The sequence below is a fragment of the Microseira wollei NIES-4236 genome (genome assembly GCF_020521235.1).
Lineage (GTDB): Bacteria > Cyanobacteriota > Cyanobacteriia > Cyanobacteriales > Aerosakkonemataceae > Microseira > Microseira wollei.
In genome coordinates this window covers 52797-78688 of record NZ_BLAY01000003.1, presented here as the reverse complement: position 1 = coordinate 78688, position 25892 = coordinate 52797, and the positions used below count along the sequence as shown (strand labels likewise).

Sequence of the window (25892 nt, the reverse complement as noted above, 5' to 3'; positions counted from 1 at the left end):
GCTGATTCACCCTAATATTTTGTTGTCAAAGATTTCACTAACCCTCCTATTCGCCCGAGCCAACGCTCAGTCAGTTTTTTGAGCTTAAACAATGTGGGATTGCGATAGGCCAATAATGCGTTTTTAAGTGCCTTCCAGACTTGAGCGTCTTGGATTTTATGAGCAGATAAATAATTTTCTAGCCAGTTCAAAAAAAACTGACGAACAATCTGGTATTTTCCAGATTTGTTGACAACTGAACCGCAAGAATCTGGGTGTAACCGATATTTATCCCAACACTCACCTGAAACAAAAACTGGATATTGAAGATAAAGCTTAGCAAAAAAAGCTTGATCTTCGTATAACTGGTAGATTCCCTGGAAGCCCGCCTCAAATCCGCCAAGACGTTCTATAGTTTCCCGCCGTAAGATAATATCAGAAGGTGGTGGGGGCGTCGCATGTCCCAATGGATAGCATTGCGTTAAAAGCGTTGGCGGGTGATAGATTTGCGCTGGAAGATAGGCATCGGGAATGTAGTCTTTTTGAATATCATCAGGGTGACCTGTCCAGCTTAACCAATATTGACTGCGCCCATAAACCATCGCCACATCAGGCTGGGATTCCATGATTTCCACCTGTTGGTCTAATTTGGAGGGCAACCAGACATCATCTGCATCTAGAAAAGCGATGTATTGACCTTTGGCGTTACGAATGCCTAAGTTGCGGGTCGCACTCATGCCTCGATTTTGATGGTTTTCGTGTTCAAGATATAGCACTTTGTCGGGGTATTTTTGAGCATAGGCTTGAGCAATGGCGGTACTGCGATCGCTTGAGCCATCATCGGCTAGTAAGAGTTCCCAGTTGTCATAGGTTTGGGCGAATACGCTTTCAATGGCTTCCTCAAAAAATTTCTCAGCATTGAAGAAGATAATGATACAAGAAACTAGGGGTTTGTTCATCAGGGCATCCTTACTCATTAGCTCTTTATTGACCGAAGTATTAATCGTTTCCCCATCCGCAAAATCAGGGGGAGCAAACTCCGAATCACGTTTAAGGAAACACGACACTTTAGGGCTTCTTGAATTTGAATGGTTGCCGCAGCTAAATCTCCTCGATCAAGCATTTCGGGGACGGTGTATGTAAGGGCGTCTAATGCCCAGTTTTCTCTCGCTTGATTGACGAGTTGGCTAGCATTTGTTTGGGGCAGATAGGATTGAAAAATCTCAATTGCCCGACGCACGTCCCGCATGTTTTCACCTGTACGCATGTGACGTCCGCTACTGGAATTGGAATGCATTCGGTATATTGCTAGCGGCTCGACTTCGTACCAAACTGGGTATTTGGCGGCGATGCGTACCCACATTTCCCAATCCTCACTCCAGGATAAACGACTATTAAACCCACCAAGCTTTTCGTATACCTCGCGCCGCACAACAATTGAAGGGGTTTGAATTCGCTGTTCAACCGCAATTCGCTCTAACCAATTACTGAGAACACCACTTTCTGGTTGCTCCAACCAGGTGAGTTGTTGCCAATGACCCTGCTCATCCATCAAAATCTGACGACAGAAGGCAGCGCCTATTTCTGGCTTTTGCTCTAAGGCTGATTGCAGCTTACGGTAAAAGCCAGGGCGGACGCAATCGTCACCGTGGAGAAGGTGGATTAGGTGTCCGCGCGATCGCTCTAAGCAAGTTTGAAAATTCTTGACATGACCGACATTTTGTGGTTGCTGATAAAACCCCACGCGCCCACGTCCCAGTTCTTCAACCACCGCCGCTGGATCGTCCTGGGTAGAACGATCGTCAACCACCTCAATTTGCATCACTTCAGCACCAGGATCTTGGGCGAGAACGCTAGCCAGTGTTTCGCGCAGATACTTGGCACAATTATAGGTCGGAATCATCACCGACCACAGGGGGCGGGATACCCCCTCTGGGACGGGTGGAAGCGTTGCGCGATAAGGATGTTGTTCGTTCATTGCTTCATCATAATGATGACTTTGTTAGTAGATTCCCGGAGGTCAAATAAGCCAGTGATGAGCTGATCGGTGGCTCTAGTCTGAACTAAGAATTTTCGCCTATAGCGCTTGTTAAGCCCATTCTATCAGCCTCTTTCATAGGAACAAGTAAAATTCTATCTCGACCGATCCAACTAACATAGTAATTATAATTTACTTCACGAGATCCTAACCATTTAAAAGTATTATGCCTATTGGAAGGATAATCTTTTAACTTTATATTCTTCTGTCTACGAAGATCGTCATGACGGTAAGCGAAAGTGTCAGCTTCTTCTTTTGGTTTAACTACGTTGGATAAATTCTCATAGTTTATAGACTTCCGTAAACTTTTTGAAACTGCAAATTTTTCGCCTGGATGGGTTCTAATATGTTGAACGAGTAAAGCTTGTAGTTTATTTTCATTATAGCCAGGATTAATGCTAAAAGCAGAGTCAATAAGATTATAATAATTTAGGGTTGTTGCGGCGATCGTTAAACCAATTACTAATGAACGTATTGATTTATTATATTGCAACATCCTTTCAATACCATTGGCAATTAAAAAAGCAAGGAAAGGCAGAATAAATATATAGTTTCGCACCAAGAAAACTACGGTTATGCCGGAGAAAAAGCAAGTATAAAAAAGGATAACACCAGCTATAGTTATAACCAAAGCTCGCCTGTTAGTTCTAAATAGATGGAGCGCGCCAACTAATGAAGTTAGCAAAAGTATAAATGAAAGTAACGGTATAGGAGAAATTAAGGCAAAACTAATGTACTCCCATAACCTAGCCGCAAATACCAATGGCCCATCATGGATATCATATACAGCAACACCATAATGACTATTGTGACCAGAAGCATAATGTTGCATCTCATATCTCAGATCGCTGATAAACTCTAATGGCTGCAAAATCATGCCAGGAGTAATTATAATAAAATATTTTACAAATAAAATTATTAATTTAATAACACTTTTAATCGGAAAATCTCTGAGCTTTAAATTTTGAGATTCAGTAAACCAGACAAAAAAGATAGTAGCAGGTAGTAATGCACCGGCGGTGTATTTTGTGGCAGTTGCAAGACCAGCGGCTATAGCTGCAAAAGCGATCCACCGCTGCCGATAAACAGAATTTTCAGATCTTGCTAGCGCCATCAACCAGAGGGCACAGAATTGAGCCGTCAATGCATCAGGCGCAATCCATCTTGAATGGTAAGCAAATTCCCAAGATAGTAGCTGTATAGAAGCAGCTATTATTCCGGCAACTTTACTGGTTTTTGAAAGAGAGAAGTATAACCACAAGCCACTGCAACAAGATAATGCCAAAAATAAAGAGCGAGCCACAATTCTAAAATGCTCGAATGACAATGGTGTTTGTGGATCTAAAAAAATATTCTTTAATACGTTACCTACTACGTATGAGATTAAACTGAGTAAATAAGTAAATGAGGGATAGTTATAATAAGCATTGCCATAATATTCCACCAGTTCGGGAACGTTACTACATGGCAGCAAAATTTTTGACTTGAGCGAACATTGAACTGTGTAATAATGAATATACTCATCCCATTGTTCTCCAAAATTTATTCCGATTAAACCTGTAACCATAAATAAACCTATCAACAATAAAATTATTAACCCAGGCAACTTGATTTTATCGCTTAAAATGTTTGGTTGTGAAAGATAAATCAATCAATTATTTTTGTTAGAATCCATAAGCTGAATTGTCCTTTTTTGGAAACGGCGACTTTGGCAATAATAAATATTTTCTAATTATCTTGGTTTGTGAATTTTTGAAAGTTCTTCTGGGGAGAGGATACGATAAATTACTCCATCAACGCTTTCTTGTTTCAGTTCACAGGTGCGCTTGATGTGGGCGACAAATAGGGGATTGTTTTTCCAAATTTTATTTTTTTGCTCGTTAATAATTGCTAGCCAGTCCGCACCTTTGGCGCGGTATCGATCCAATTGAGAAATTGGCGGTTTTCCGTCAATATCGCCCACATTTGCCCATAAGTCTCCTGGAAGATAGAAATTCCACCCATGCCGTTGGCTGTAGTAGATGGCAATCGGATCGCCAACATCCTTTGTGATGGTGAGGACAAGGTCGCCCGGTTTAGAGATTTGCCGCAGTGCCAGTCCCAGTTTGTAGCCTTGCTCAGCCCAGGGATAGTACATTACCCACAGATTATTATGTCCAGATCTACCGATAATCAGCAGGATGGCTAAGATGGTGGCGATCGCAGCAGGCGATCGCGCGATCCGATGGGCGAAAGATGCTATGACAATAATGGCGTGTCCTGCCAGCGCAGCAGCAGCAGGGTTGATAATATGAAAATTGTAGGGATTACCAAGCAGATGTCCAACTCCAATTAGGTAATAAACAGCGCCTCCCAACATCCACCAGTGAAATAACCAAGGTGCTGGAAAATTACTTTCCTCTAACTCTCGTTCAGCTCTAAGCTTTAAATTAAATTTAAGCTGAAGTGGAAGGTGAAACAGGCCAAATAGCACAAGCACAATTACAGGTTTTGTCCACAGCCAACTCTTGAAAATTTGATACATTTTGGCAATGCCATATTTTTGACTCCACCAATCGCCCAAATCCGAATTCCAAAGCCAATTTCCTGTATTTTCACCAGCAAAGTGATAGGGTGGATAGTTAAGACCAAGATGTCTTGCCCACAGGTAATAGGCAATTACAGGTGTGAGGGTGAATATTACGCCAATACCGATTGTCAAAAACTTCTTCGGTTGCAGGATTCGCTTGTAACCAACAATTGCAAACATTGCATAAATCATTGGGAACCCAACAATTAAGCCTGTTATCTTCGTTAAGAAACCCCACATACCGATCAAACTAGCAAGTAACAAATAGCGCAGGCGTTCCGTTTTGCAGTAGGCAACTAGAAGCCAGCAGCTAGTTGTAACCAAAGCAACCATCGCGGGATCGGGCAGAAATTCCCGTTCGATATAGATACTACCAGGTAGCAGCGCCATCACTGCCGCCCCCATCAATGCATGTTCTTGATCCCAAACACAACTGATGAGTTTATAAAGGGCAAAAATACCCCACAAACCAAAGATTACCGCTACAGAACGCCCAACCCAGTCATGTTGACCTACAACAACATAAAGTAATGCAGCAAGATAGCTGACAGTTTGAAACTCACGTCCGTTGTAACTAGGGCCTGGGCCATCCCAGCTAATTTGCGGATAAAAGATATTCCAGTTCCGACGGTAGAAGTTATCCGCCATCATCGCAGTGCTGGCTTGTCGCCAGCTGGTAGCATCAATGAAGGGTTGGTTAATCTGATTGAAGCGCAAAATTGCTGCAACAATCAGGATTGCTATCAGCAGATAAGATTGGGTTCGGGAAGATATTTTCATCGATCTTGTTGCTGCCTCCAAAGTTACATTATCCGCCCGATTTAAAGATTAAGTCCCGTAATTGCCCCCCAACAACCTCCAGTGAAAAGTATTCCTCTACTCGCCGTCGGGCATGTTTGCCCAACTCGCGCCCCCAATCCGGGTCGTCTAGGATACGACCCAAAGCCAGTGTAAACGCTGCCAGATCGGAGCGCGGCACCAGCAGCCCGCCTGAAGCTTCGCCGTCCTTTAAGATATCGGGAACTCCAGAGGCGGCGGCGGCAACTAAAGGCAAGCCACAAGCCATTGCTTCAATCGGTGCGACTGGAAAACCTTCATAAATCGATGGGAAGGCATAAACATCGCCAGCACAGAGAAAACGTTGGATTTCGGCGCGGTCTGTGACGTACTTATCCAGCCATAACACATTCTTTATGGGCAGCGCCTCGATGCGATCGCGCAATTTTTCTGCGTCTTGACCCGTTCCCATTAAATGCAACCTTAGATCTCGCTCTGTCCGTTCGCGACAAATCTGCTCCCAAGCATCTAACAAAACATCCAGACGTTTTGTATGAAATTCAACTCGCCCGTGCCACACTACTACCTGAGCGTCAGTTGGAATACCTAACTTGTACCGCGCCTCGTCGCGGTCAGTGCCATTCCATAGACCCAAGTCTATGGGGTTGAAGATTTGTGCGATTTTGTCGGGTGGCAGATGATAGACTTGGCAAACTCGCTGAATTTCAGTTTCAGGCCCAATCGCTAAACCCCCACAAGCTTGCATCGTCAATCGTCGCAGCCGCCGCCCCAACGGGTTCGGATCGTAAGAACCGCTCTGGAAGGTGGCAAATACGGGCAAACCCATCAGTCGTCCCAACAATACGCAAGCATCAAAGCGTGCCGACTCGTAATCCTGGCAAAAAATAGCACGGCAATTCTCGCGCCGCAGTTCTTCAGCTAGCAGCCCCAGGGGCGTGGCAAGATAGGGGGCCAGATGATAGAGAATTTGCGACCAGACGCGGCGAATCCCCCGCAATTCGCCGAAAACCTCTTCAAAACTCCCAGAGGATAAATAGGGATTGGGGTTGAGCATCTGGCGGCGAATGGCGCGGTAACCCTTGGGTACCGGCAGGACGGTTATTGTCGCCCCCGTGGGGGCGTGTTGATAGCGCACTGGTGCATCGACGCGAGCCGAGATTAAGATTAGTACGGTTCGCACGCCGACTCGCCGCAAGCCATCCATGTAACCAAGCATCCAGCCGCCTGGGCCTTCGGTGCAGAAAGTTTCCAGAGAAACGCCGATGCTGTCTAAAAAGTCTTCCCACACATCGCCCCAAGGTAAAAGAGCGATCGCTGGTTCCATTTTGCCAGCCATAGGGCGCAGTTCCCCCTGCAAGTCGGACTCAATTAGCATCATGGCATCTCATTTCTTTTTATGCAAAATTTTTTTGGGATTTGAATAACGATGCTTCCACCGTTTGTCGCAGCCACTTTTTACTTACCCTGAGCATTAACCAAACTGCTAATCCAATTTCTGCCGGATGATGGCTGCACAAAAGTCCTTCGCGAATCTGAGCGATCGCTGCCACAATATCGCCTTTGTCAATCATCTGTCCAGCGATGTAAAAAGCCCAATCAGCCCAACTCGATCCGGCTTTACGGGATAGTTTTCCAGCAATCTGTGGGGGTAAATAAGCGCGAGTAATCTGCGTTGCCATGCGAACATCGCGAATATTTTGACCCGTGCGGATGGAGCGTTTGGTTATAGAATTGGAGCGATCGCGGTAAAGTACTAATGGCTCGACTTCGTAACCGATGGAGTATTGGGAGGCAATGCGAACCCACATTTCCCAATCCTCCCCGCAGCTTTTCATCCGAGAGTCAAATCCACCGAGTTGTTCGTAAACCTCGCGCCGGACAACCATCGCCGGGGTTTGCAGCGTTAGTTCGGTAGCAATTCGCTCCAACCAACGATTGAGAATGCCGCTTTGGGTTTGTTCCAGGGGAATGAAACGCTGCCAATGTCCCCAATCGTCGATAATCACCTGGCGGCAAAAACCGGCGCTGATTTCTGGGTATTGCTCAAACAGCGCTTGCATTTTCCGATAGAAACCATCCATGACGCAATCGTCACCGTGGAGAAGGTGGATTAGGTGTCCGCGCGATCGCTGCAAGCAAGTGGCAAAATTCTTGATATAGCCTACATTCTGGGGTTGTTGATAGAACTCCACCCGTCCCCGTCCCAATTCTTCCACCACCGCTCTTGGATCGTCTAGGGTCGAGCGATCGTCAACTACCTGAATTTGCATCATATCAGCGCCAGGATCTTGAGCTAATACGCTATTCAATGTCTCGCGCAGATAATCAGCACAATTGTAAGTGGGAATCATCACCGACCACAAAGGGCGGGATACTTCCTCTGGAACGAGTGGAATGGTAGCGCGATAGGGATGATCTTCATTCATAAAACTTAGCCGGTAACAGAATCGCTATTTGATTTTTTGCAATACCAAAACGTTTTTTTGCGTGAAAGGCATCCAGCTACTAAAAGGATATCGCTTGATTTCCTGATAGCCGTCGATCGGTTTAAATGCCATAACATATTCCTCTTTTCCCGTCTCCCACAAGCAAGAAAAATTTATAGATTTATCAGGACTATTACGCAGTTTTTTATTGCATAAATACCAGCCCCTAAATTCAAATCCCCCGTTAATCCGCTCAGGAGCAATCTGAGATGTTTGCATCAAATTATTTAAGGCTTGCCACAATACTCGGTTTGATGATAAATAATCATGGGTTGCTGCAATCGTGAATCCACCACCGATTAAGAGCATTATCAAGATTAGAGGCATGAGCTTGGAATTTATTAGATTTTTTAGATTTTTCCCATTGTTTGGTCTGCAAAGCAAAGCCATCATCATCAAAAACGGCAACAAAGCGATCAAATATCGGTCATAAAAACCCTGCCAGGTTAATCCGAGCAATCCCAGAGGAAAGAAATAGATAACTACGAAAGAAAGAATTAAGGTCGTTCCCCACTTTTTTTCTAAGGTTTCAGGACTTGAATTCCTAGCCAAAATTTGACCTATAGCCAAAAATAAATACTGAAGTAATAAAGCAGCGCCAACTAATCCTATCGCTGTTGCGGCTATCCAAATTCTGGGTGCTTGCGGCAGGTAACTGTTAATCAATCCCACAGGGCCAAGCCCAAAATCCACCAAGATATTTCCCACAAACGGCATGATTAGATTTCTGGAGATTAATCTATTTAGCGCTACCACAAAAAAGAATGATGTTGCTATCAGTAATAACGTTTTTTGTCGATTTGAATAAGTCTTGAAATTTTGGCAAGCCGATAATATCAGCAATGGCAAGATAAACAGTCCTAAATAGATGAGAGAGAATAATGTTATCTGGCTATAATTGAAAAATACGTTGGATAATCCTAGAGAAACTTCTTTAACTAAAGTATTTATTTGGTCACCGTAAGACTGGGGCGATCGCATAGTTAACTGTAACCATTTTTGATAACCTACTTGGATAGCAATACCTACTAAAGTTGGTGAAAAACCCTTAACAAAGTTTGAGATTACAAATCCTTTTTTCATGATGTATGCACATCCAAATGCCAAGGGAATTGCTAGTCCCGCTTGACGAGATAGGATGGCAACACCAGCCATCAAAAACCCAAAAGTAATTGCAATTTTTGATTCATATTTAATACCCCGCAATAAAAAATATAAAGATACAGCCGTAAAAGCAAAAAAAGGAACATCGTTCATGAAAGTGTTAGACAGTTCAAAATAAATGGGATTGATGGCAACCAGCAAAGCTCCCAATATAGAAAATTTATAACTTGTATTGATTTCTCTAAGCAGTCCATAAGTTGTTACCACACCGATTAATCCCAAAATCAGGGTAGAAAATCGCAGTGCGGTGAACGAAAACCCAAAAGGCCAGCAAAACAATGCTCCCCACAAAACCTGAGAAAATAGATTTGTCGCAGTCCAATCTGAAATTTGAAAATCACCTTTTTCAATCACAGATTGTACAGAACGCCCATATGCCCAATCGTCATTGAGAGGAAAATCACCGATTGGATTTACTAGAATTACCATCGCAATCCAGATGGCGAGCAGTATTATAATATTAATAGTGTCAGGTTTTTTAATCTCATTTTTCAAGAACTGTGACAGTAATTTTTTATTCATAAGTTGTAGGTTTCCAGATTTTAGTAACTTCATAAATACGAACAAAAGCTAAAAGCTTACTTCACTTTTGAGGAGTTCGGTCAGCTTTTATTTTTGAACTTGTATTTTCTATCAAAAATGTTCCACAAGGACTGTCAGAGTGTAAGACTCTCATCCTATATCGACGATTCAAATCTTCCTGAGTATTTGCATCGCAGTTGACGATAGTTTCACCAGTAATAAAAATTTTTTCAGATGGGTTTTCCCATTTGACTTCCAGTAGATATGGACTGGTTAAATTGGCAGCTTGAGTGTAAAAAAGTAATGGAAGATTGTATCTATTAATATTCACTACTTGCAACTTATTCGTCTTAATATCAAGCTTTGCCGTTGCCAGCTTAGTAAAGTATTCTCTGTACTTAAATGCTAAACCGGAAATAGTCCAATCGTTTTCACGAAAAGGTACATTACTTAGATCTATTTCTGTATAGAAGTTATTAAAAAATGGCATCAAGAAAATACTCGATATCAAAACCACATAAATCAACCGACGTTTGAACAGAGTTTCCGCTTTTATAGAGTTAAATAAATTATGACTACAACAATAATCTGCAATCAGCTTGAACCCGATAGAAAACCCTAAGCCTATAATTAAAGAAGCAATAGGATAGAGGGGAGCATCATACCAATTAAATTTAGTTTTTGAATAAGAGATGATTAAAAAGTAGCTGGTTAGATATATAGAGCTAAAAAAAATAAAATCTTTGAATATCTTTTTTTCGCTAAGGCTAACAATCATCAAACAAAAAGGAAGCACATAAATCCAGGGAACAAATCTATAGGATATGATATTAGCTAAATAGTAAAAAAATCCTCTAGGTGTTCCACCTGGAACTAAATCCCCATATCTACCTGTAAGTTCATTAGCCGCGATCGCTTGCAGATAACCTGGGTTATATTGTTCTGTTAGCAGGTAATAACCGAGAGCTAAAATTAGAAAAATAATACCTGAGCAATAAACTTGAGGTGAGAGTAGCAATTTTCTCACTTTTTTTTGCCATGCTGTATAGATCAAAAGGCCAGGTAAAGCTAGAAGACCAGCTATACCTTTAGTCCACACAGCAAAAACTAATGCAACTGTGATGACTGCAAGATAGAAAGGTTTCTTAGATGTTTCTGAGTGCAAGTATATAAAGTAGGCCAGGGAATAAATAGTTATCCAAAGTACAAGCATTGCATCATAGTCACCTGTTCTAGCTACATGTTCTCCAGTAAATCCAATGCTAGTTATTAAAACCAAAACAGCGATTAAACTTGCTTTAAAATCCTGTAAGTATTGCTTAGAAAAAATATAGATAGCGATCGCAGTTATACTAGCCGAAATTGCAGAGGGTAATCGCAGAGAAAATTCGTGATATCCCAAATATTTCATACAGGCTGCAATTAACCAAATTGCTAAGGGTGGTTTAGTATTAATTAAGTCTGGTTTTCCATCAAGATATTTAACCAGCAAGTTTCCATTGAGGGTCATTTCTAGAGCATTTACGGCTAAGCTTGATTCATCCCATTGTCGCACAGGGCCTGCACCCAATCGAAAAAAGAATACAAGATAACATAGGACAATAAGAATGAATAAAGCAACCGCATATCTGTAAATATATAGGCTGTTTAAAGCATTTATAAATTTTGGGCTGCTCTCGATCTTAGTCATATTTATTACCTGAAAATATTTAATATTGATTAGTTTAATTATTTAATATATTCTAGGAGTATCTCCTGGCAACTTAGTTTTATTAGTTTTAGTGTTGTTCAATCCATTGGGGTCCTCAAAACCTTCTTGATCCTTGACAATATATAATGGACGCTGTTTAACCTCATCAAAAATTCGCCCTAAATACTCACCAAAAACTCCCAAGGTGAAAAGTTGAACTCCACCAATAAATAAAATTGCCAGAATTAAGGTAGTAAATCCAGGCACATCTTGAGGAGCAAGACCAAAAATCTTCCGATCTAAAATCCGGTGAACTAGATAAAACACAATGCCTGCAAAGGATAAGAAACAGACAATTAGGCCAAAAGCTCCAGTCAGTTGTAAGGGTCGGTACGAAAAGTTAATAATACCATCAAAGGCAAGGCGTAAAAGTTTTCTGAACGTATACTTAACATCTCCAGCCAAGCGCCGATCTCGTTCATAAGGAATGCCAATTTGCCGATAACCTATCCAAGAACGCAATCCCCTGACAAAACGATTCCGTTCAGGCATAGCATTTAAATAATCTACTATCGTTCTATCCATGACACAAAAATCTCCTGAATCTAGGGGAATATCAATTGATGAACACCATGCTAATAGGCGATAAAAGAAATAGTACCCAGCTCGTTTAAAGATATTTTCTTTTCTCTTAGTACGGACGCCATAAACTACCTGATAACCTTGACGCCATTTATCGAGGAAGCGATGAAGTTCCTCAGGAGGGTCTTGCAAATCGGCATCCATCACGGCTACCACATCACCTGATACATAGCGAAGACCTGCACTGACAGCCGTCTGATGACCAAAATTACGGGAAAAGCTAATGAACTTGAAACGAGAGTCTTTTTGATGCAACTCTCGTAAAAGAGAGAGAGTTCTGTCAGTACTACCATCGTCTACAAGGATAACTTCAAAAGGGGCATCCCAAGTAGGGGAAGCAGCAACAAGACGCTCATAGAGCTTGGGAAGATTTTCTTCTTCATTGAAAACTGGGATGACGATTGACAGCATAATGATTTTAAGCCTCTTCAAGATTAAGGTAAATGCCCGATCGACTTATTTTTTGCGCTTTACAAGAAATAATTCTAGGGGACTCCATGCACCTAGATCGGCAATTCCCAAGGATTTCACTTCATATTTAGGGTGATTTTGAATTCTCCATTCAAACCATTTTTGATCCTTTTCATTCAAGACTAAGAAACGATCGTATTTTTTAATAAACTCTTGGCTCTGAATACTATTAATCAAAGGATACTGACGTTTGAGCGCTGACAGATGCGTGTAATCACCCGTTGCAAATGCACTGTCTGTATTCTTTAAGGCAGTCTCCCAATCTAAGATGTGAAAATATCTGCTGGGTTTGGGAGAATAGTAAAAACGTGGTAAGAAATCATGTCCAGCTTCCATAGCAATCGGTAATTCAGTATATCCATAGCGCGCATCATTAATTCCAGGCTTTGGAGAAGAATATCCTAATTTTTTGGCATGGTAAATTGGGTGAAAAATCAGAATTATAGTTAGCATTAAAAAAAATATTTTTTGTTTATTTATCAGTAAATTATTCCAGCTTAACTTTATTGAAGTGAAATCTGCGAACAGCCGAGAGGATAAATAAGCTAATAGAATGGGCCAACTGATTGCAATAGTAGGGATAATATACCTATCATTTAGCATAGGCTTTATAGTCAGAGTAATAATCCAAGCTAAAACAGGAACTGCTATAAAAGTACCAGCTAATATCAGAAGAGAAATTTCAGCAACTAAATTGGAGGAATTACGCTCGGATGTAGCAAAAGTTTTTTGATGTGAGCCTTGACTGATATAGAGAAGTACTGAAAGTAATAGCAAAGCGAAAATAAAAAATGAGAATTTGGTTGAGACCACAAAATAATTAATGAAAGTTATGACATCGATAGCAGAGAACCATTTGGCGTGATTATTTGATTGATTAATCAGAATAGGAAGCAAAAGAAGCAAAAATAGCCAACCTGAGATCGTAGAAAAATAAACATTTTTTCGGAATAGATTAAAGTATCTGTCACGGATTATAAAAGCAGCAAGAATAGCTCCACTGTAGAAAAGCCCATAGAGATGGGTCACAACAATAACGCCATGAATCAAGCTGTTTGTAACAAGAAGCTTCCGCGAGCATTTTTCCTGTCTGTTGATAGTATCAAATACTAGCAATCCCAAGGCGCAAACAGCGGAGAATAACCCATACATTCGGACTTCAACATTGTGATATAAAATCAGATCTGAAAACCCAAATACACTTAAAGTTGCAATGGAAGCTAACCAGAAGTTATAGGTACGGCGTAGGACGATCCAAACAAGTGTCAACGTCACGCATATCGCCAAGCTAGAGAACAGGCGTAGTGACAAGTCCGTGTTACCAAAAACTTTAGCCCAGAACCATCCAAGTATGAAGTATAAAGGAGGCGATTGATTGAAGGTATCGCCCCAAGCATTCATCAGGTGTGGTAAAGATGGATCGGTAAGTAAGTAATAGGATAATAGTTCATCGTTCCAAAAGTATTTTTTGGGAGAAGCGATCGCGCAGCTAATAAGGAGTGATAAACTAGCCAGTAGGGGAACTATATATTCCCACTTATTCAATCTTGAAACCTGATTTTCGAGATTCATAAATAGATAATCACCTTATAAGTAGATATAACTCATTGTTTGGTTCAACAAAGTAAATGTTTGCAACAAATAAATGTCCTCTCTTATGAATAATTTTTCTGTGATGCTAAGTATTTTTTGCCTTTCGCGTAGTATCCAATCCTAAAGACAGTCTTGAGCCACAGTCGAAATAAAACTTGCCAGTAGCCACCCCCAACTTTAACTAAACGAAACGAAGACACCCCCATATCTGGAGTTCGATTGATCCAAGATATCGGTACTTCTTTTACCGAATAACCCATCAAAAGCGGCTGAAGTCCGGTTTCGGCATTGACGGCAAAACCGGGTTGTGTTAATTGAAGATTCTCCACCACCTCTCGACGCATGAGCTTCAGGTTATTCGTCAAGTCTCGAAAAGAACGAAGAAACAGAATTTGAGCCAAGGCATGAAATCCGCGATTAACGACGATTTTTGGCAATGGATAGTTGAGCAACACGCTATGGCGAGAAAAACGGCTGCCAACAACAACATCATACCCCTCTGCTGCCGCATCAAACAAATCCCGTATTTCTGGTAAGAGGTGCTGGAAGTCGCAATCCATTGACAATATGTATTTACCTGTAGCAACTCGATAGCCATCTGCGATCGCTCTACCTACACCATTTGGCGGCGTCCGAAATACTGGCTTAATTATCGGATCTTGATCTGCTAATCTTTGAATCACCTCGCGAGTGCTGTCGCGGCTATTGTCATCAACCGGGATAATTTCGTGGAGATATTCGCCAAAAAATCCCTTCAATCGAGTAATCAAAGGTTCGATATTCATTTCCTCGTTGTGACAAGGAATCACAACAGAAATAGCCCCCCGTAATTGCTCGTGTTCGCATAAGGAAATTTGGGGGCGTTCCACGATACGGGGAGGTTTCTGAGCGTGGAGCAGAATTGCTCCAGCCAAGGTTTGAATAACCGGCGTATTTTCTAGCAGAATTGAAAGGTTTCGCAGCAACCATATCAACTGTCGGGTGAGCGGTGCGTAGACAAAATCGTTGTAAACTGCAAACACCCTAATCAAGCCAATTTCCGAAATTAACTCATAAAGCTGAGGACGATTCAGCAGTTTCCGGGGATCTTTTTTTCCAAAAATTTGCGAAATGAATCGACGGATTCTAAGTACTATATTCCAGGGGTTGCTTTCATAAAAAATAACTTGCCCACCTGGCTTGAGCAATTCGTAAACATTTTGGAGAACCCAAGCACAATTACGCTGGTCTAAAAGATCCATCGCGATGATAAAGTCAAAAGTTCTCCCGTCTAATGGCCCCGGAATCGAGTCAGCGTGGAGAAACTCTACAGATGAAGGCAAATCCTCTGGTCTAGAATTATCGGGATTGAAGGTTACCGCAGTAATAGGATTTTCCCCACGAGAAACGTGGAAGAGTTGTCGAGTAAAAAGACCCTGACCGCAACCTAGCTCTAAAATACTTTGGTTCGGCAGCAGGTGAACCATATGACGGAATGTCTGCGCTCTCCAAAGCAAGCGATCGTTAATAATTGGATCGCGTTTTTTCCAATAGCGATCGCGGTACTGTTCCCGAATTCCCAGAATGTTGGTTGTTTGAGTATTCTGTTCCGTAATTACAACTTGTTTGCTCATGGTCGTTATTGCTCCATCATTCACGATCCTGGGAAAATTTCGACTCTTCCGTAATTCAAGCTAGTTCCTACCTACTTATAACATAAAAGTAATTCTGCCAGAGGTTTACTTATGTTTCTTTTAATGAACTTTTTCAATAAATTTTCTTAATTCTCTTGACAAATTAGATTGAAGTGAGATATAGTTTTATATGAATTACGACATGAATTTTCTATTATGGATGTTGGCTCACCAAGTCACCGTAATAGTTACCTCGGATCTATTCTATTTTCTTTCTGAGTTATCTAAGTATGAGCAATAAAAAAATTTTTTTCTATCAATATAATTGCATTTCAATAAATTTAATAAAAAGCATCGTTTTATTTTTTTTCTTGATTATATCTATAGGCTTTTTTATAACTATTTTTTTAATAAATAATTATTTATTTTCTTATGTTTATGAAGAGTGGCTAATTAATTACAGCCAAGGATTTGTAAGAAGAGGGTTGCCCGGAGCAATCCTTTTGCTATTAACTAATTTAAATTTAGATATTTTTAAGCTCATTAAATTGTTTTCTTATATCACATTTTTGCTTGTCTATAGTATATACCTTTTTAAGGTGAGACAGTCTAAAAAAGTATTAGATTTGGAATCATTAATAGTTGTTCTGTTCTTGCCATCTCTGATTCTATTCCCTTTACATGACCCTAACGCAATAGGAAGAAAAGAGTTTCTTTTTTTCTTTGGGTTATTTGTTAATTTATTTTTGCTTAAAAAAGCCATTAAAATTATAAATTTACATATAGCTCAAGATCTTGAATATGAAGAACAATATCTAACAAATGCCATTAATCAGTATTCTCGTAGTTTATTTATTTGCTATAATTTACTATCTATTCCCACTGCGCTTAGCCACGAGTCAATAATTTTTCTAGCCCTTCCTTTAAACATGATAATTACGTCGAGCTTGATTGGCTTAAAATTTCCCATTAAAAAAGTTTTATGGCGGACTCTAATAATTTATTTCCCTACCATTTTTGTGACTTTTTTATGTTTGATTTTTCAAGGAAATGACTTAACCCCAGTAGTGATTTGCCAATCTTGGCAAGAATATATTAACCAATACAAATCAATAAATTGCGATCCAGGGTATCTACCTGCTAAGCGAACGATCACCTTAACCGATAATGTACCATTGGTGTTACAGTACATCGGACTTCCAATTCGATATTTCGTCATGGAAGTTTGGACAAACAATATTTATAGTAATAATGGTTTAGTGTTTCTTAAATGGATATCTGCTTTTTTACTATGTACTATTATCTTAATGCGTACATCATCAAGAATATTGATCAATTCTGTGGAAAAAATCAAACCAAAAATTAAAATACAAAATCAGGATAATAGATCTCTAGAATTCTCCTCTGCGATCGATCCAGTTCATGTAATTTCAAGTTTTAGCTTTAAATATGCTTTTATACCTTTCATGTTTTCTTCTGTACTCTATATAATCGCACAGGATTGGGGTAGATGGTTTTTTATGACTTCTACTAGTTATACTATCTGCCTCTTAAGCCCTAGCTTAATTCTTATTGAAATAGTTGGCAATTCTCAGAATAAGTGGAATGGTTGGAATAAGTGTCCATTGAAGTTTTTGTTTTCTATTTATTATAGTTATTTTAAAATTACAAATTGGTTTTGCAAATGGCACTTATTGCAACGATTTTATGTAATTTACTTTGTCGTCATTATTTTCACACTTTTTGTGTTAAAAATTCCACATCACAGTCATTTTTGGGATTGGTCTTTTAAGCCGTGGGTAGTCGATTTGCTAAGGGAGGAGGTAAATTTTGTCAGAGAAATTATACGGATGAAGGTAAATCTTATGCCCTAGAATCTTATGCCCTAGAATTATCGGGATTGAAGGTTACCGCAGTAATTGGATTTTCTCTGCTCAGTTTATGATAATGATAATCAATCTTGAGGGGGTAAAGGGGAGCAGCGCTCCCTTTCCCCCCTCAACCACAGAGTTTGATTCTCCCAAGCTTCAATGTGACAGTTGAGGGTGCGGAATGTGGGATTAAAATCAATGTATTTGGTAATACTTACTTTATTTTATCTATTAATAATAATTTTCTATCTTGAATATCTCCTGGAATAGTTGTCACTTTAATATCTCCAATAGATGTAACTTTATAACTAGAATTATTTAAAATTCTCATTTCTAACCATCTTGGACAGAAAAAATCTTCCAACGTACATTTTTGGTTGTAATTCAAATAATCTAGTACTAAAAACCGATTATACATCTTAAGGAAATCCTGGCTTAATATAATGTTATTTTGGAATACTTCAGGATAGTTTCTTTTTAGCGCATCCAGATTTTTGTATTCTCCAGGCGTAAACCGTCCACTTGAGTTATCTACAGCAGACTGCCAATCTAATATAAAGAAATATCTAGAGCGGTTAGGAGAGTAATGAATGCGTTTGATAAAATCATGAGAAATTTGTGTAACAATAGGTAGCTCTTTGTATCCATACTTATCATCATTTGATCCGGGTAGCTCTTCCTTTGATAAATTTTTACCGTAGAGGATGGGATTGACTAGAAGGATTGTAGCTAGAGTTAACAATAGGATTGATGTTTTTTTGGTAAACAAAAATCTAAATATTTCCCAATTAAAAATATTGAGTCTAACTCTTACACCTGGAGAAATTATGCATGAAGCTAAGTAAGCTATTAAAATTGACCAACTTAGGGTACTAGGTATCATATATCTGTACCAGTAGATGGGTTTGATAGTGAGTGAAATAATCCAGACAAAAACAGGAACTGCCAAAAAAACAAATGCGAATATTAACAAAGAAAATTCATTTGAATATTGAAGATTTTGTCTGGATGTCTTAAATTCATGACGAGCGCTAGGATCGGGATCGAACATAAATTGACATCCAGAAATTAAAATCAAAGAGAAAAATATAAAAAGTAGATAAGATGATGAAGAAACACCGATTAAATTAATGAGAAGATCTGCGAGTTCGGGAATAGCATACCATGTACGGGGTTTACCAGCATCAGCTTGGTTCAGAAACGCAGGAATATATAAAATCAGAGAAAGCCAACTTAAACCTATAGATAGATAAATCTTCGGTCGAAAAACATTGAAGTATTTATCTCGAAGTATGAAAGTAAAAAGAATTGCTGCGCTATACAATATACCAAAAATATGTGTTTGAACGATAGCAGCATGAATAAAAATATTTGATATAATTAAATTCCACGAGCATTTTGATTTCTTATTAAGAATATCAAAATTAAGCAAGGCTAACGAACAAACAGCAAGAAGTAAGCCATACATTCGAGTTTCAGCATTCTGATACAAAATCATATCTGAGGTACAAAATACACCTAGAGTTCCAATAGAAGCTGACCAGAAATTATAAGTGCGGCGTAACATTATCCATACAGTCGCACAGGCTATGCAAATGCCCAAAGAAGAGAATAAGCGAAGTGATAATTCTGTGGAACCAAATAGTTTAGCCCAAAACCATCCGAGAATAAAATATAAAGGTGGCGTAGCATTTATTTTGTCACTAAAAGCACTCATCATATGAGCGAAAGAAGGGTCAGCAATCAAGTAGTAAGAAAAGAGTTCATCATTCCAAAATAATTTTTTATAAGAAACGATAATGCATGAAGCAATTAATGAGATAATAGCCAGTGCTGGCAGTATATATTCACAGCGATTTGGTTTTGAATCATCCCGATCTATATTCATTCTAATTACTCCTCTGTGTTGCTACTTAAAATGAGTTAAGTCGTATTCCTTGATAACAATTTCTACTTACTTTTAAACACCAATTGATCGCTCATCACATAGTTCATAGCAGAGCCAATTACTATTCCCACTAGGCTGTTAATGGAGTAATTAACACCTAACCAGTCTAAAACAGGAAACAAAATTAAACTTCGCATTGCAACAACAGAACCACAGGATAAGTGGTAAAGAGGAATCTCTCGCCACAAAACTTCTTTCAATTTCCAGGCACTTTTTGACCAAACCCAAGTCCGATAGACGAAAAAACTAAACAGCAGGGACACCTCAATTGATACAACATTAGCAATGTTACGAAGTACAGGTTGATCGAGATTGAAAGACTCGATGATGATCGCGAGGAGTAAAATATTGAAGGCTGCTGCAACACCTCCGCAGATGAGGAATCGGACTATTCGATTTTGGGATAATTTGGTTAACATGTTTGGGAAACTATTAAAACAAAAATGACAGAAAATCAGAGTCTAAAAACTTAATCCGCCTCTATACCCATCGCTCGACATTTTGGGTATAAATTTCTTTTAAGATATCCGTAACCTTGTAGGTTAGATCCCACGCGGGATAGTGATTTTTGAACTTCTGGACATCACCAATCCACCAAATGTGATCGCCAATTCGATTGGATTCTGCATAACTCCAGTTAAGCTTTTTGTCCGTAATGGCTTCGCAATGTTGAATCGCTTCTAACATCGAACAATTACTAAACCGACTGCCGCCAATGTTGTAAACTTCAGCTACACGCGGCTGTAGATAAAAATGGTAGAAAGCATTTACCAAATCGTAGCTGTGGATGTTATCGCGAACCTGCTTGCCTTTATAGCCATAGATTTGATAAGGTTTCCCAGTCATCGTGCATTTCATTAAATAAGAAAGAAACCCATGTAACTGAGTACCAGAATGACTCGGTCCCGTTAAACATCCACCTCGGAAGCTAGCCGTTTTCATGTCAAAATAACGACCGTACTCCTGCACCAACACATCAGCGGCAACTTTAGAAGCACCAAACAAAGAGTGTTTGCAGTTATCGATACTCATTGTTTCATCAATCCCTTGGTAGTAGGGATGTGTCTCTTCAATTTCCCAACGCAATTCTTGTTCAACGAGTGGCAATAAATTGGGAGTGTCTCCATAGACTTTGTTGGTGGAGCAAAAAATAAAGACCGCTTCGGGACAATGTTGGCGGGTATTTTCTAGTAATACTAGAGTGCCGTTCGCATTGACAGTAAAATCAGTGTAAGGATCGCTAGCTGCCCAGTCATGAGATGGTTGAGCTGCTGTGTGAATAATTAGACTAATGTCCTTGCTATAGGTCTTAAATATTTGGGAAATTGCCTCTTGATCGCGAATGTCAGCTGTATGATGAATATAGCGATCGCCATAATCCTGGAGCAAGCGATCGCGATTCCATTCGGTCGAAGCATCTGCACCAAAGAAAACCTGGCGCATGTTGTTGTCAATGCCTACAACGGTAAAGCCGCGATCGCCAAAAAATCGCACTGATTCTGACCCAATTAATCCTGCCGATCCTGTCACTAAAACAATGCTCATAGTTTCATGCTTCCTAAATGTTTTACCTGCTCTAAATCCATCAGACTCAACTAACTAAGTGACTGACAAAATCTCAAAATCACATGTCACGCAACCATCAAAGGGCGGTCTCATGCCAAACCCTTCTGCTTCCAGATTAACTACCTCAATTTCACATGCATATTCGATAAAATCAAACACCTCACCTCCTAAAGGATCGGCAAGCCAAAATCCAAGTATATAAATATCAGGCTTGAGGTGTAATTCTTTGAGTCTTAGCCTCACTATATTACGTTTCTTTTGCAAAGATATAACTTTACCAATTGATAGCGTATCGGCATTAACTAACTTGGTTCCAGATTTGTTATATATAATAACGGCAAGACTGCCAACATATCTAGATGAGTCTGAATCAATCGCTAATAAAAATTCAAGCGAGCCATTTGAATATGGTTGAAACCCAATTGATTCATTCAGACTGCTGTATTGAACTTCCGCGAAGCGAGCCTCTCCCGTCCCAGTTCGGATCAGGTCTGATACATTAATCCAATTATTAGGGGAGGTTTGATAAAAATTGTTGGCTATATATCTTTCAACAGTACTCGCAGTATCACCTTGCGCGGTTAACTGTCCGCGTTCAAGCATTAAACACTGGGAGCATAACCTTTGGATGGCTTCCATATTATGACTGACGAACAACACTGTCCGCCCCTGACTCTTCGAGACATCCTGCATCTTTCCAAGACATTTTTTCTGGAACTGTATGTCACCGACTGCTAGCACCTCATCCACAATTAAAATTTCTGGTTCCAAGTGAGCAGCAACTGCAAACGCCAGTCGCACATACATTCCAGAGGAATAACGTTTAACGGGTGTATCTAAAAACTTTTCTACTTCTGCAAACTCAACAATTTCATCAAACTTTCTTTTAATCTCAACTTTACTCATGCCCAAAATAGCACCGTTGAGATAAATATTTTCTCTACCCGTGAGTTCTGGGTGAAAACCCGTGCCTACTTCCAAAAGGCTTGCTACTCGTCCATTAATGGCAACTTCACCCGTAGTAGGTTCTGTAATTCTGCTCAAAATCTTTAATAAAGTTGATTTCCCAGCTCCATTACGACCAATAATGCCAACCCTATCTCCCTGTTTTATCTCAAAAGACACATCCTTCAACGCCCAAAACTCTTCTTGGGTAGATTCGAGCTTTCTGTTGCTGGAAAATCTGAGCAATTTACGACCCAGAAACTTAGCTCCATTGGTCAGCTGATCTCGCAAGGTTGCATATTCTCCCTGCATCTGGTGTCCAATAATATATTTTTTTCCCAGGTTTTCGACGCTAATCACAGTTTCAGACATCTCCAAGTCCCCGCTCAAATCACATCAGCAAATTTACGCTCCATCCTTCGGAAGTACCAGATGCCAGTAGCAAGGACTAGAACCACTAAAGCAACTGATAATAAAAATCCTGAACCATAAAGTTTTGCTTCCCCTCCTAAAATCGCCCAACGAAACCCATCAATCACTCCCACCATTGGGTTTAAAGAATATAGTAATCGCCACTGTTCTGGCACAACGCTACTGCTAAAACCTACAGGTGAAATATACAAGCCAAACTGCACAACAAAAGGTACAACATAGCGGAAGTCTCGGTATTTTACATTCAGTGCGGCAAACCAAAGCCCTGCCCCCATAGCGAGAGCAAAAGCAATCAGGATAAAAAACGGTAATGTCAGGATACGCCAATCGGGTACAAAGTTATACCAAGCCATCAACGCCAACAAAATCATGCCAGCGATTAAAAAATCCACAAAACTGACAATCACAGCACTGGCAGGAACAATCATGCGCGGAAAATAAACTTTAGAAATCAAATTAGAGTCGTTAATTAAGCTGTTGCTGCAATCCATCAGCGCATTGGCAAAAAATTGCCACGGTAGCATAGCCGCAAATACTAAAATTGGATACGGCGTCCCCTCTGAGGGCAATTTTGCTATATTGCTGAATACTACAGTAAACACAACCATTGTTACAAAAGGTCGCAGCAGCGCCCAAGCAATGCCGATGGCAGTCTGCTTATAGCGCACCAGAATGTCACGCCATGCCAAAAAGTAGAATAATTCCCGATAACGCCACAAATCTTGCCAATACTGGCTACTTGTATTACCCGCCTTAAGTATAATTTTTTTTGTATTCATTTCTCCTCTAATGACAACAAACTATATTATTCTACCAGATTAAAGTTCATTAATAGGTTGACAAATCCCGTTTTCTTTTTTAAGAATTGTTAACCAGGTTTTTGGAGTGCCAAATATCATAGGAGCCAATCGATGCAAGGTGCTTTCCGCTAAAACTTTAAAGTTTGTATTCAATAGTCGATTGTTGAGATCGGTAATTGTAATTGCTTGCTTATTAGATTTAAATCTTTGCTTGAAATTTACCCAAGCATTATGATCTGTCCAAATTAAGGCTGTTACTGGCTGAGCCATAAGTTTTAACAGGCTTTTAATTAGCAATATATAAAACCCAAGACGTAAAAAAGGCGTAAAAAATTCTTTTTCCAAAGATTTGTATAGCCAAAATAGAGTAGTCTTGTGTCTACCGTGAAGACTACTTTGACGTGCCAGGTTCATATAAAAACTACTGGTAGACAATCGATAAATAGAAGGAGGAATATTTGGATATTTTTGTCTGATAGATTGCCAGATCAACTCACGAGACTTTGCCATTGAAGTGTAGTCGCAAGACATGCTGTTAGGCAGCTTACGATAACCAACTAGAAACTCTGGTACAACTCGAAACTGGTAATGTTCCGCGATTCGCAGGTAAAGATCCCAATCTTCACACCCCTGACCATTCTGTTCTTTCAAGCTGCGGTCGTAACCACGAACTTTATCGAAGCAAGACCGACGAATTAGAACCGAACTGGCGTTCGCTATAAAATCATGGCACAACAGAGTTGTATAGACTTCTCCCTCGATTTTAGAAGCACGAAACTCTCCATTTGGTGAGTCTGCTTCATCAATATCTACTGACCAAGAGTAAACTAATCCAACTGACGATTCCGACTTTAGGATACACTGCACTTGCTTTTCAATATTTTGGGGATACCAGATATCGTCAGCATCAATCGGAGCAATAAATTCTCCCTTAGACTTTTGAATTGCTAAATTTCGAGCTGTTGCTACCCCTGAATTGGATTGTTGCAACAAGATAACCCGCTGGTCTTGTGCGGCGATTGATTTGACAATTTCCGCCGTTCGATCTTGCGAACCATCATCCACAACCAAAACTTCAATATTTTTATAAGTCTGAGAAAGGACTGATTTTAATGTTCTTTCGATAAACCTTTCAGCATTGTAAGCCGGAATAATGACTGAAACTAAAGGCTGAGTGAGATTGACTACATTATCCATAAATCCTGATGATTGTTTTAATTGAATCCGCTGGGTTTAGAATGACCTCCTGCCGAAATTAAATTTTTTAGGCAGGAAGTCCCTTGAATTTCTAAATTTTTAGCCCGAATTCGAGCTTAGATATGTCTTACTTTTCTTTTTCGAGGGGTCTGTCGTAAACTCCTCGTAGTAAGACCGTTCGGTATTCACCTCCCACAAATCGTGGTTTTCTCCCAAAATGTTTCTGACTGCTAGCATCGCTGTCAGCATGGAATGATCCTGATTGTTATAGCGATGCATCCCGTTGCGACCGACGGTTTGCAGGTTTTCAATCCTACTGAGAAAACTTTGAATTGTTTTCAGATGTTGACGATATTCGCTGTCGTAAACTGGGTAAGCTTTGGGTTGGCGAATCACAACACCGTCTTCTACATCGCTCTCCGCCGCCAGACCCAATCTAGCCAGTTCGCGAGTAGCTAAATCTATCAGTTCTACATCGGATAATTTCCAAAGCTCATCGCCTTCGGTACAGAAATACTCCATTCCCAAGCAGGTTTTATTTGGCTCTGGAACCATTGCAGGACTCCAGTTTTTGAAGTTCTGGATGCGTCCCACTTTTACTTCTGGACTGTGGATGTAAATCCAATTGTCGGTAAATAGATGGGGTCGATTAACCATTAGCGACACAATCATAAATGCCCGATAATTGAGGCTATTTGCCGCCTGCACTACCTCGTCGGGTGGGAGCGGATCGAGGCGATGAATCAGTGCGCTAACTGGCATTGTGGAAATGAAATGGTCTCCATAAATCTGACGGTTTCTACCGTCGTGTTGTATGGTGATACTGCTAATCCGATTACCCTGACGCTCGATGCGAACGACTTTGGTATCGAGTTGCACTTTCCCGCCTTTGCTCTCTACTAATTCCTGACACCGCTCCCACATCATCCCCGGTCCCAGAACCGGGTAGTCAAATTCTTTGATTAAGGTTTTGGTGTTATTGGTTTTGAAGAGAGCGTTGAGGATTGCAGCTTTTAAAGAAAGTCCTTTGATGCGTTGTGCTGCCCAATCTGCTTGAATTTTGTCGCAAGGTATTCCCCAAACTTTTTCGGTGTATGTTTTGAAGAACGTTTTGAAAAGACGTTCGCCGAAACGATTAGTCACCCATTGTTCTAAGTTTTCTTCTTCGGGTAAAGGCCACAATTTGGCTTTGAAATAACTTAAGAGAATCTGTAAACTCTCCAGGAAACCCAGGTTGGATAGAGTATTATAAACATCGAGGGGGTAATTAAAAAATCGCCCTCGATAGTAAATGCGCGATTGACGGGGTACTTTGATGAAGTCTTTACCCAACACCTCTTGCCACAGCTGCTGCACGGCTTCTACTTTGGTGTAAAAGCGGTGACCTCCTATGTCGAAACGATAGCCTTTGTATGTTTCGGTGCGGGAGATTCCACCCACTTTGTCTGCTTTTTCTAAAACGATGGGATGAATGTCTTGCTTGACCAGCTCATAAGCAGCGGTTAAACCAGCAGGCCCAGCCCCTATAATAATCGCAGGATAACGTTCCACAGCAGCTTCCTCTAAGT

Annotated in this window: 19 protein-coding genes; 1 reads left to right on the top strand and 18 read right to left on the bottom strand. The window is 40.2% G+C overall.

Translation table 11 applies throughout. The annotated features are described in order from the left end of the window. Positions 1-11 precede the first annotated feature (11 nt). The 11 genes from MiSe_RS02110 to MiSe_RS02060 form a co-directional block, all read right to left on the bottom strand. The gene (locus MiSe_RS02110; protein ID WP_226573786.1) at positions 12-938 is read right to left on the bottom strand and encodes a glycosyltransferase family 2 protein; all 927 of its coding nucleotides are present in this window, start codon (positions 936-938) and stop codon (positions 12-14) included. Between the two features lie 17 nt (positions 939-955). Then, entirely contained in the window at positions 956-1957 is a 1002-nt protein-coding gene (locus tag MiSe_RS02105) for a glycosyltransferase family 2 protein (protein ID WP_226573782.1), read from the bottom strand. Between the two features lie 85 nt (positions 1958-2042). After that, entirely contained in the window at positions 2043-3668 is a 1626-nt protein-coding gene (locus MiSe_RS02100) for a glycosyltransferase family 39 protein (protein ID WP_226573779.1), read from the bottom strand. A gap of 81 nt (positions 3669-3749) precedes the next feature. After that, positions 3750-5366 carry a glycosyltransferase family 39 protein gene (locus tag MiSe_RS02095; protein WP_226573776.1) on the bottom strand — a complete coding sequence of 539 codons (1617 nt, stop codon included), beginning with the start codon at positions 5364-5366 and terminating at the stop codon, positions 3750-3752. Positions 5367-5394: 28 nt separating this feature from the next. After that, entirely contained in the window at positions 5395-6762 is a 1368-nt protein-coding gene (locus MiSe_RS02090) for a glycosyltransferase family 4 protein (RefSeq protein ID WP_226573773.1), read from the bottom strand. Positions 6763-6778: 16 nt separating this feature from the next. Further along, entirely contained in the window at positions 6779-7810 is a 1032-nt protein-coding gene (locus MiSe_RS02085) for a glycosyltransferase family 2 protein (protein WP_226573771.1), read from the bottom strand. Positions 7811-7834: 24 nt separating this feature from the next. Then, positions 7835-9556, bottom strand: coding sequence for an ArnT family glycosyltransferase (locus MiSe_RS02080; protein WP_226573768.1), 1722 nt, complete (start codon positions 9554-9556; stop codon positions 7835-7837). Positions 9557-9617: 61 nt separating this feature from the next. Next, the gene (locus MiSe_RS02075; protein ID WP_226573765.1) at positions 9618-11246 is read right to left on the bottom strand and encodes an ArnT family glycosyltransferase; all 1629 of its coding nucleotides are present in this window, start codon (positions 11244-11246) and stop codon (positions 9618-9620) included. A gap of 42 nt (positions 11247-11288) precedes the next feature. Continuing rightward, complete coding sequence (locus MiSe_RS02070; protein WP_226573763.1) at positions 11289-12299, bottom strand: glycosyltransferase family 2 protein; 1011 nt, start codon at positions 12297-12299, stop codon at positions 11289-11291. Between the two features lie 45 nt (positions 12300-12344). Continuing rightward, the gene (locus MiSe_RS02065; protein WP_226573760.1) at positions 12345-13931 is read right to left on the bottom strand and encodes a glycosyltransferase family protein; all 1587 of its coding nucleotides are present in this window, start codon (positions 13929-13931) and stop codon (positions 12345-12347) included. Between the two features lie 83 nt (positions 13932-14014). Next, positions 14015-15565 (bottom strand): glycosyltransferase, encoded by a 1551-nt coding sequence (locus MiSe_RS02060; protein ID WP_226573758.1) that lies wholly within the window; start codon positions 15563-15565, stop codon positions 14015-14017. Between the two features lie 290 nt (positions 15566-15855). On the opposite strand from MiSe_RS02060, the gene MiSe_RS02055 reads away from it, so the two are divergent. Next, the gene (locus MiSe_RS02055; protein WP_226573755.1) at positions 15856-17439 is read left to right on the top strand and encodes a hypothetical protein; all 1584 of its coding nucleotides are present in this window, start codon (positions 15856-15858) and stop codon (positions 17437-17439) included. 211 nt (positions 17440-17650) lie between these two features. Here MiSe_RS02055 and MiSe_RS02050 read toward each other — a convergent pair whose 3' ends face one another. From MiSe_RS02050 to MiSe_RS02020, 7 genes are all read right to left on the bottom strand, one after another. Continuing rightward, positions 17651-19324: a glycosyltransferase family protein gene (locus MiSe_RS02050; protein ID WP_226573752.1), complete on the bottom strand. Its 1674-nt coding sequence runs from the start codon at positions 19322-19324 to the stop codon at positions 17651-17653. Positions 19325-19386: 62 nt separating this feature from the next. After that, complete coding sequence (locus MiSe_RS02045) at positions 19387-19803, bottom strand: GtrA family protein (RefSeq protein ID WP_226573749.1); 417 nt, start codon at positions 19801-19803, stop codon at positions 19387-19389. Positions 19804-19864: 61 nt separating this feature from the next. Next, on the bottom strand, positions 19865-20929 hold the full coding sequence (locus tag MiSe_RS02040) for an NAD-dependent epimerase/dehydratase family protein (RefSeq protein WP_226573746.1): 1065 nt from the start codon (positions 20927-20929) through the stop codon (positions 19865-19867). 54 nt (positions 20930-20983) lie between these two features. Beyond that, on the bottom strand, positions 20984-22267 hold the full coding sequence (locus tag MiSe_RS02035) for an ABC transporter ATP-binding protein (protein WP_226573742.1): 1284 nt from the start codon (positions 22265-22267) through the stop codon (positions 20984-20986). Between the two features lie 14 nt (positions 22268-22281). Then, positions 22282-23106 carry an ABC transporter permease gene (locus MiSe_RS02030; protein ID WP_226573739.1) on the bottom strand — a complete coding sequence of 275 codons (825 nt, stop codon included), beginning with the start codon at positions 23104-23106 and terminating at the stop codon, positions 22282-22284. A 39-nt stretch (positions 23107-23145) separates the two neighbouring features. Continuing rightward, on the bottom strand, positions 23146-24324 hold the full coding sequence (locus tag MiSe_RS02025) for a glycosyltransferase family 2 protein (protein ID WP_226573736.1): 1179 nt from the start codon (positions 24322-24324) through the stop codon (positions 23146-23148). A gap of 99 nt (positions 24325-24423) precedes the next feature. After that, entirely contained in the window at positions 24424-25875 is a 1452-nt protein-coding gene (locus MiSe_RS02020; RefSeq protein ID WP_226573972.1) for an NAD(P)/FAD-dependent oxidoreductase, read from the bottom strand. Between the last annotated feature and the right edge of the window lie 17 nt (positions 25876-25892).

Coding starts and splice junctions, on each gene's coding strand:
- MiSe_RS02110 (WP_226573786.1), bottom strand. CDS start 938: ATGAACAAACCCCTAGTTTCTTGTATCATTATCTTCTTCAATGCTGAG.
- MiSe_RS02105 (WP_226573782.1), bottom strand. CDS start 1,957: ATGAACGAACAACATCCTTATCGCGCAACGCTTCCACCCGTCCCAGAG.
- MiSe_RS02095 (WP_226573776.1), bottom strand. CDS start 5,366: ATGAAAATATCTTCCCGAACCCAATCTTATCTGCTGATAGCAATCCTG.
- MiSe_RS02090 (WP_226573773.1), bottom strand. CDS start 6,762: ATGATGCTAATTGAGTCCGACTTGCAGGGGGAACTGCGCCCTATGGCT.
- MiSe_RS02085 (WP_226573771.1), bottom strand. CDS start 7,810: ATGAATGAAGATCATCCCTATCGCGCTACCATTCCACTCGTTCCAGAG.
- MiSe_RS02080 (WP_226573768.1), bottom strand. CDS start 9,556: ATGAATAAAAAATTACTGTCACAGTTCTTGAAAAATGAGATTAAAAAA.
- MiSe_RS02075 (WP_226573765.1), bottom strand. CDS start 11,246: ATGACTAAGATCGAGAGCAGCCCAAAATTTATAAATGCTTTAAACAGC.
- MiSe_RS02070 (WP_226573763.1), bottom strand. CDS start 12,299: ATGCTGTCAATCGTCATCCCAGTTTTCAATGAAGAAGAAAATCTTCCC.
- MiSe_RS02065 (WP_226573760.1), bottom strand. CDS start 13,931: ATGAATCTCGAAAATCAGGTTTCAAGATTGAATAAGTGGGAATATATA.
- MiSe_RS02060 (WP_226573758.1), bottom strand. CDS start 15,565: ATGAGCAAACAAGTTGTAATTACGGAACAGAATACTCAAACAACCAAC.
- MiSe_RS02055 (WP_226573755.1), top strand. CDS start 15,856: ATGAGCAATAAAAAAATTTTTTTCTATCAATATAATTGCATTTCAATA.
- MiSe_RS02050 (WP_226573752.1), bottom strand. CDS start 19,324: ATGAATATAGATCGGGATGATTCAAAACCAAATCGCTGTGAATATATA.
- MiSe_RS02045 (WP_226573749.1), bottom strand. CDS start 19,803: ATGTTAACCAAATTATCCCAAAATCGAATAGTCCGATTCCTCATCTGC.
- MiSe_RS02040 (WP_226573746.1), bottom strand. CDS start 20,929: ATGAGCATTGTTTTAGTGACAGGATCGGCAGGATTAATTGGGTCAGAA.
- MiSe_RS02035 (WP_226573742.1), bottom strand. CDS start 22,267: ATGTCTGAAACTGTGATTAGCGTCGAAAACCTGGGAAAAAAATATATT.
- MiSe_RS02030 (WP_226573739.1), bottom strand. CDS start 23,106: ATGAATACAAAAAAAATTATACTTAAGGCGGGTAATACAAGTAGCCAG.
- MiSe_RS02025 (WP_226573736.1), bottom strand. CDS start 24,324: ATGGATAATGTAGTCAATCTCACTCAGCCTTTAGTTTCAGTCATTATT.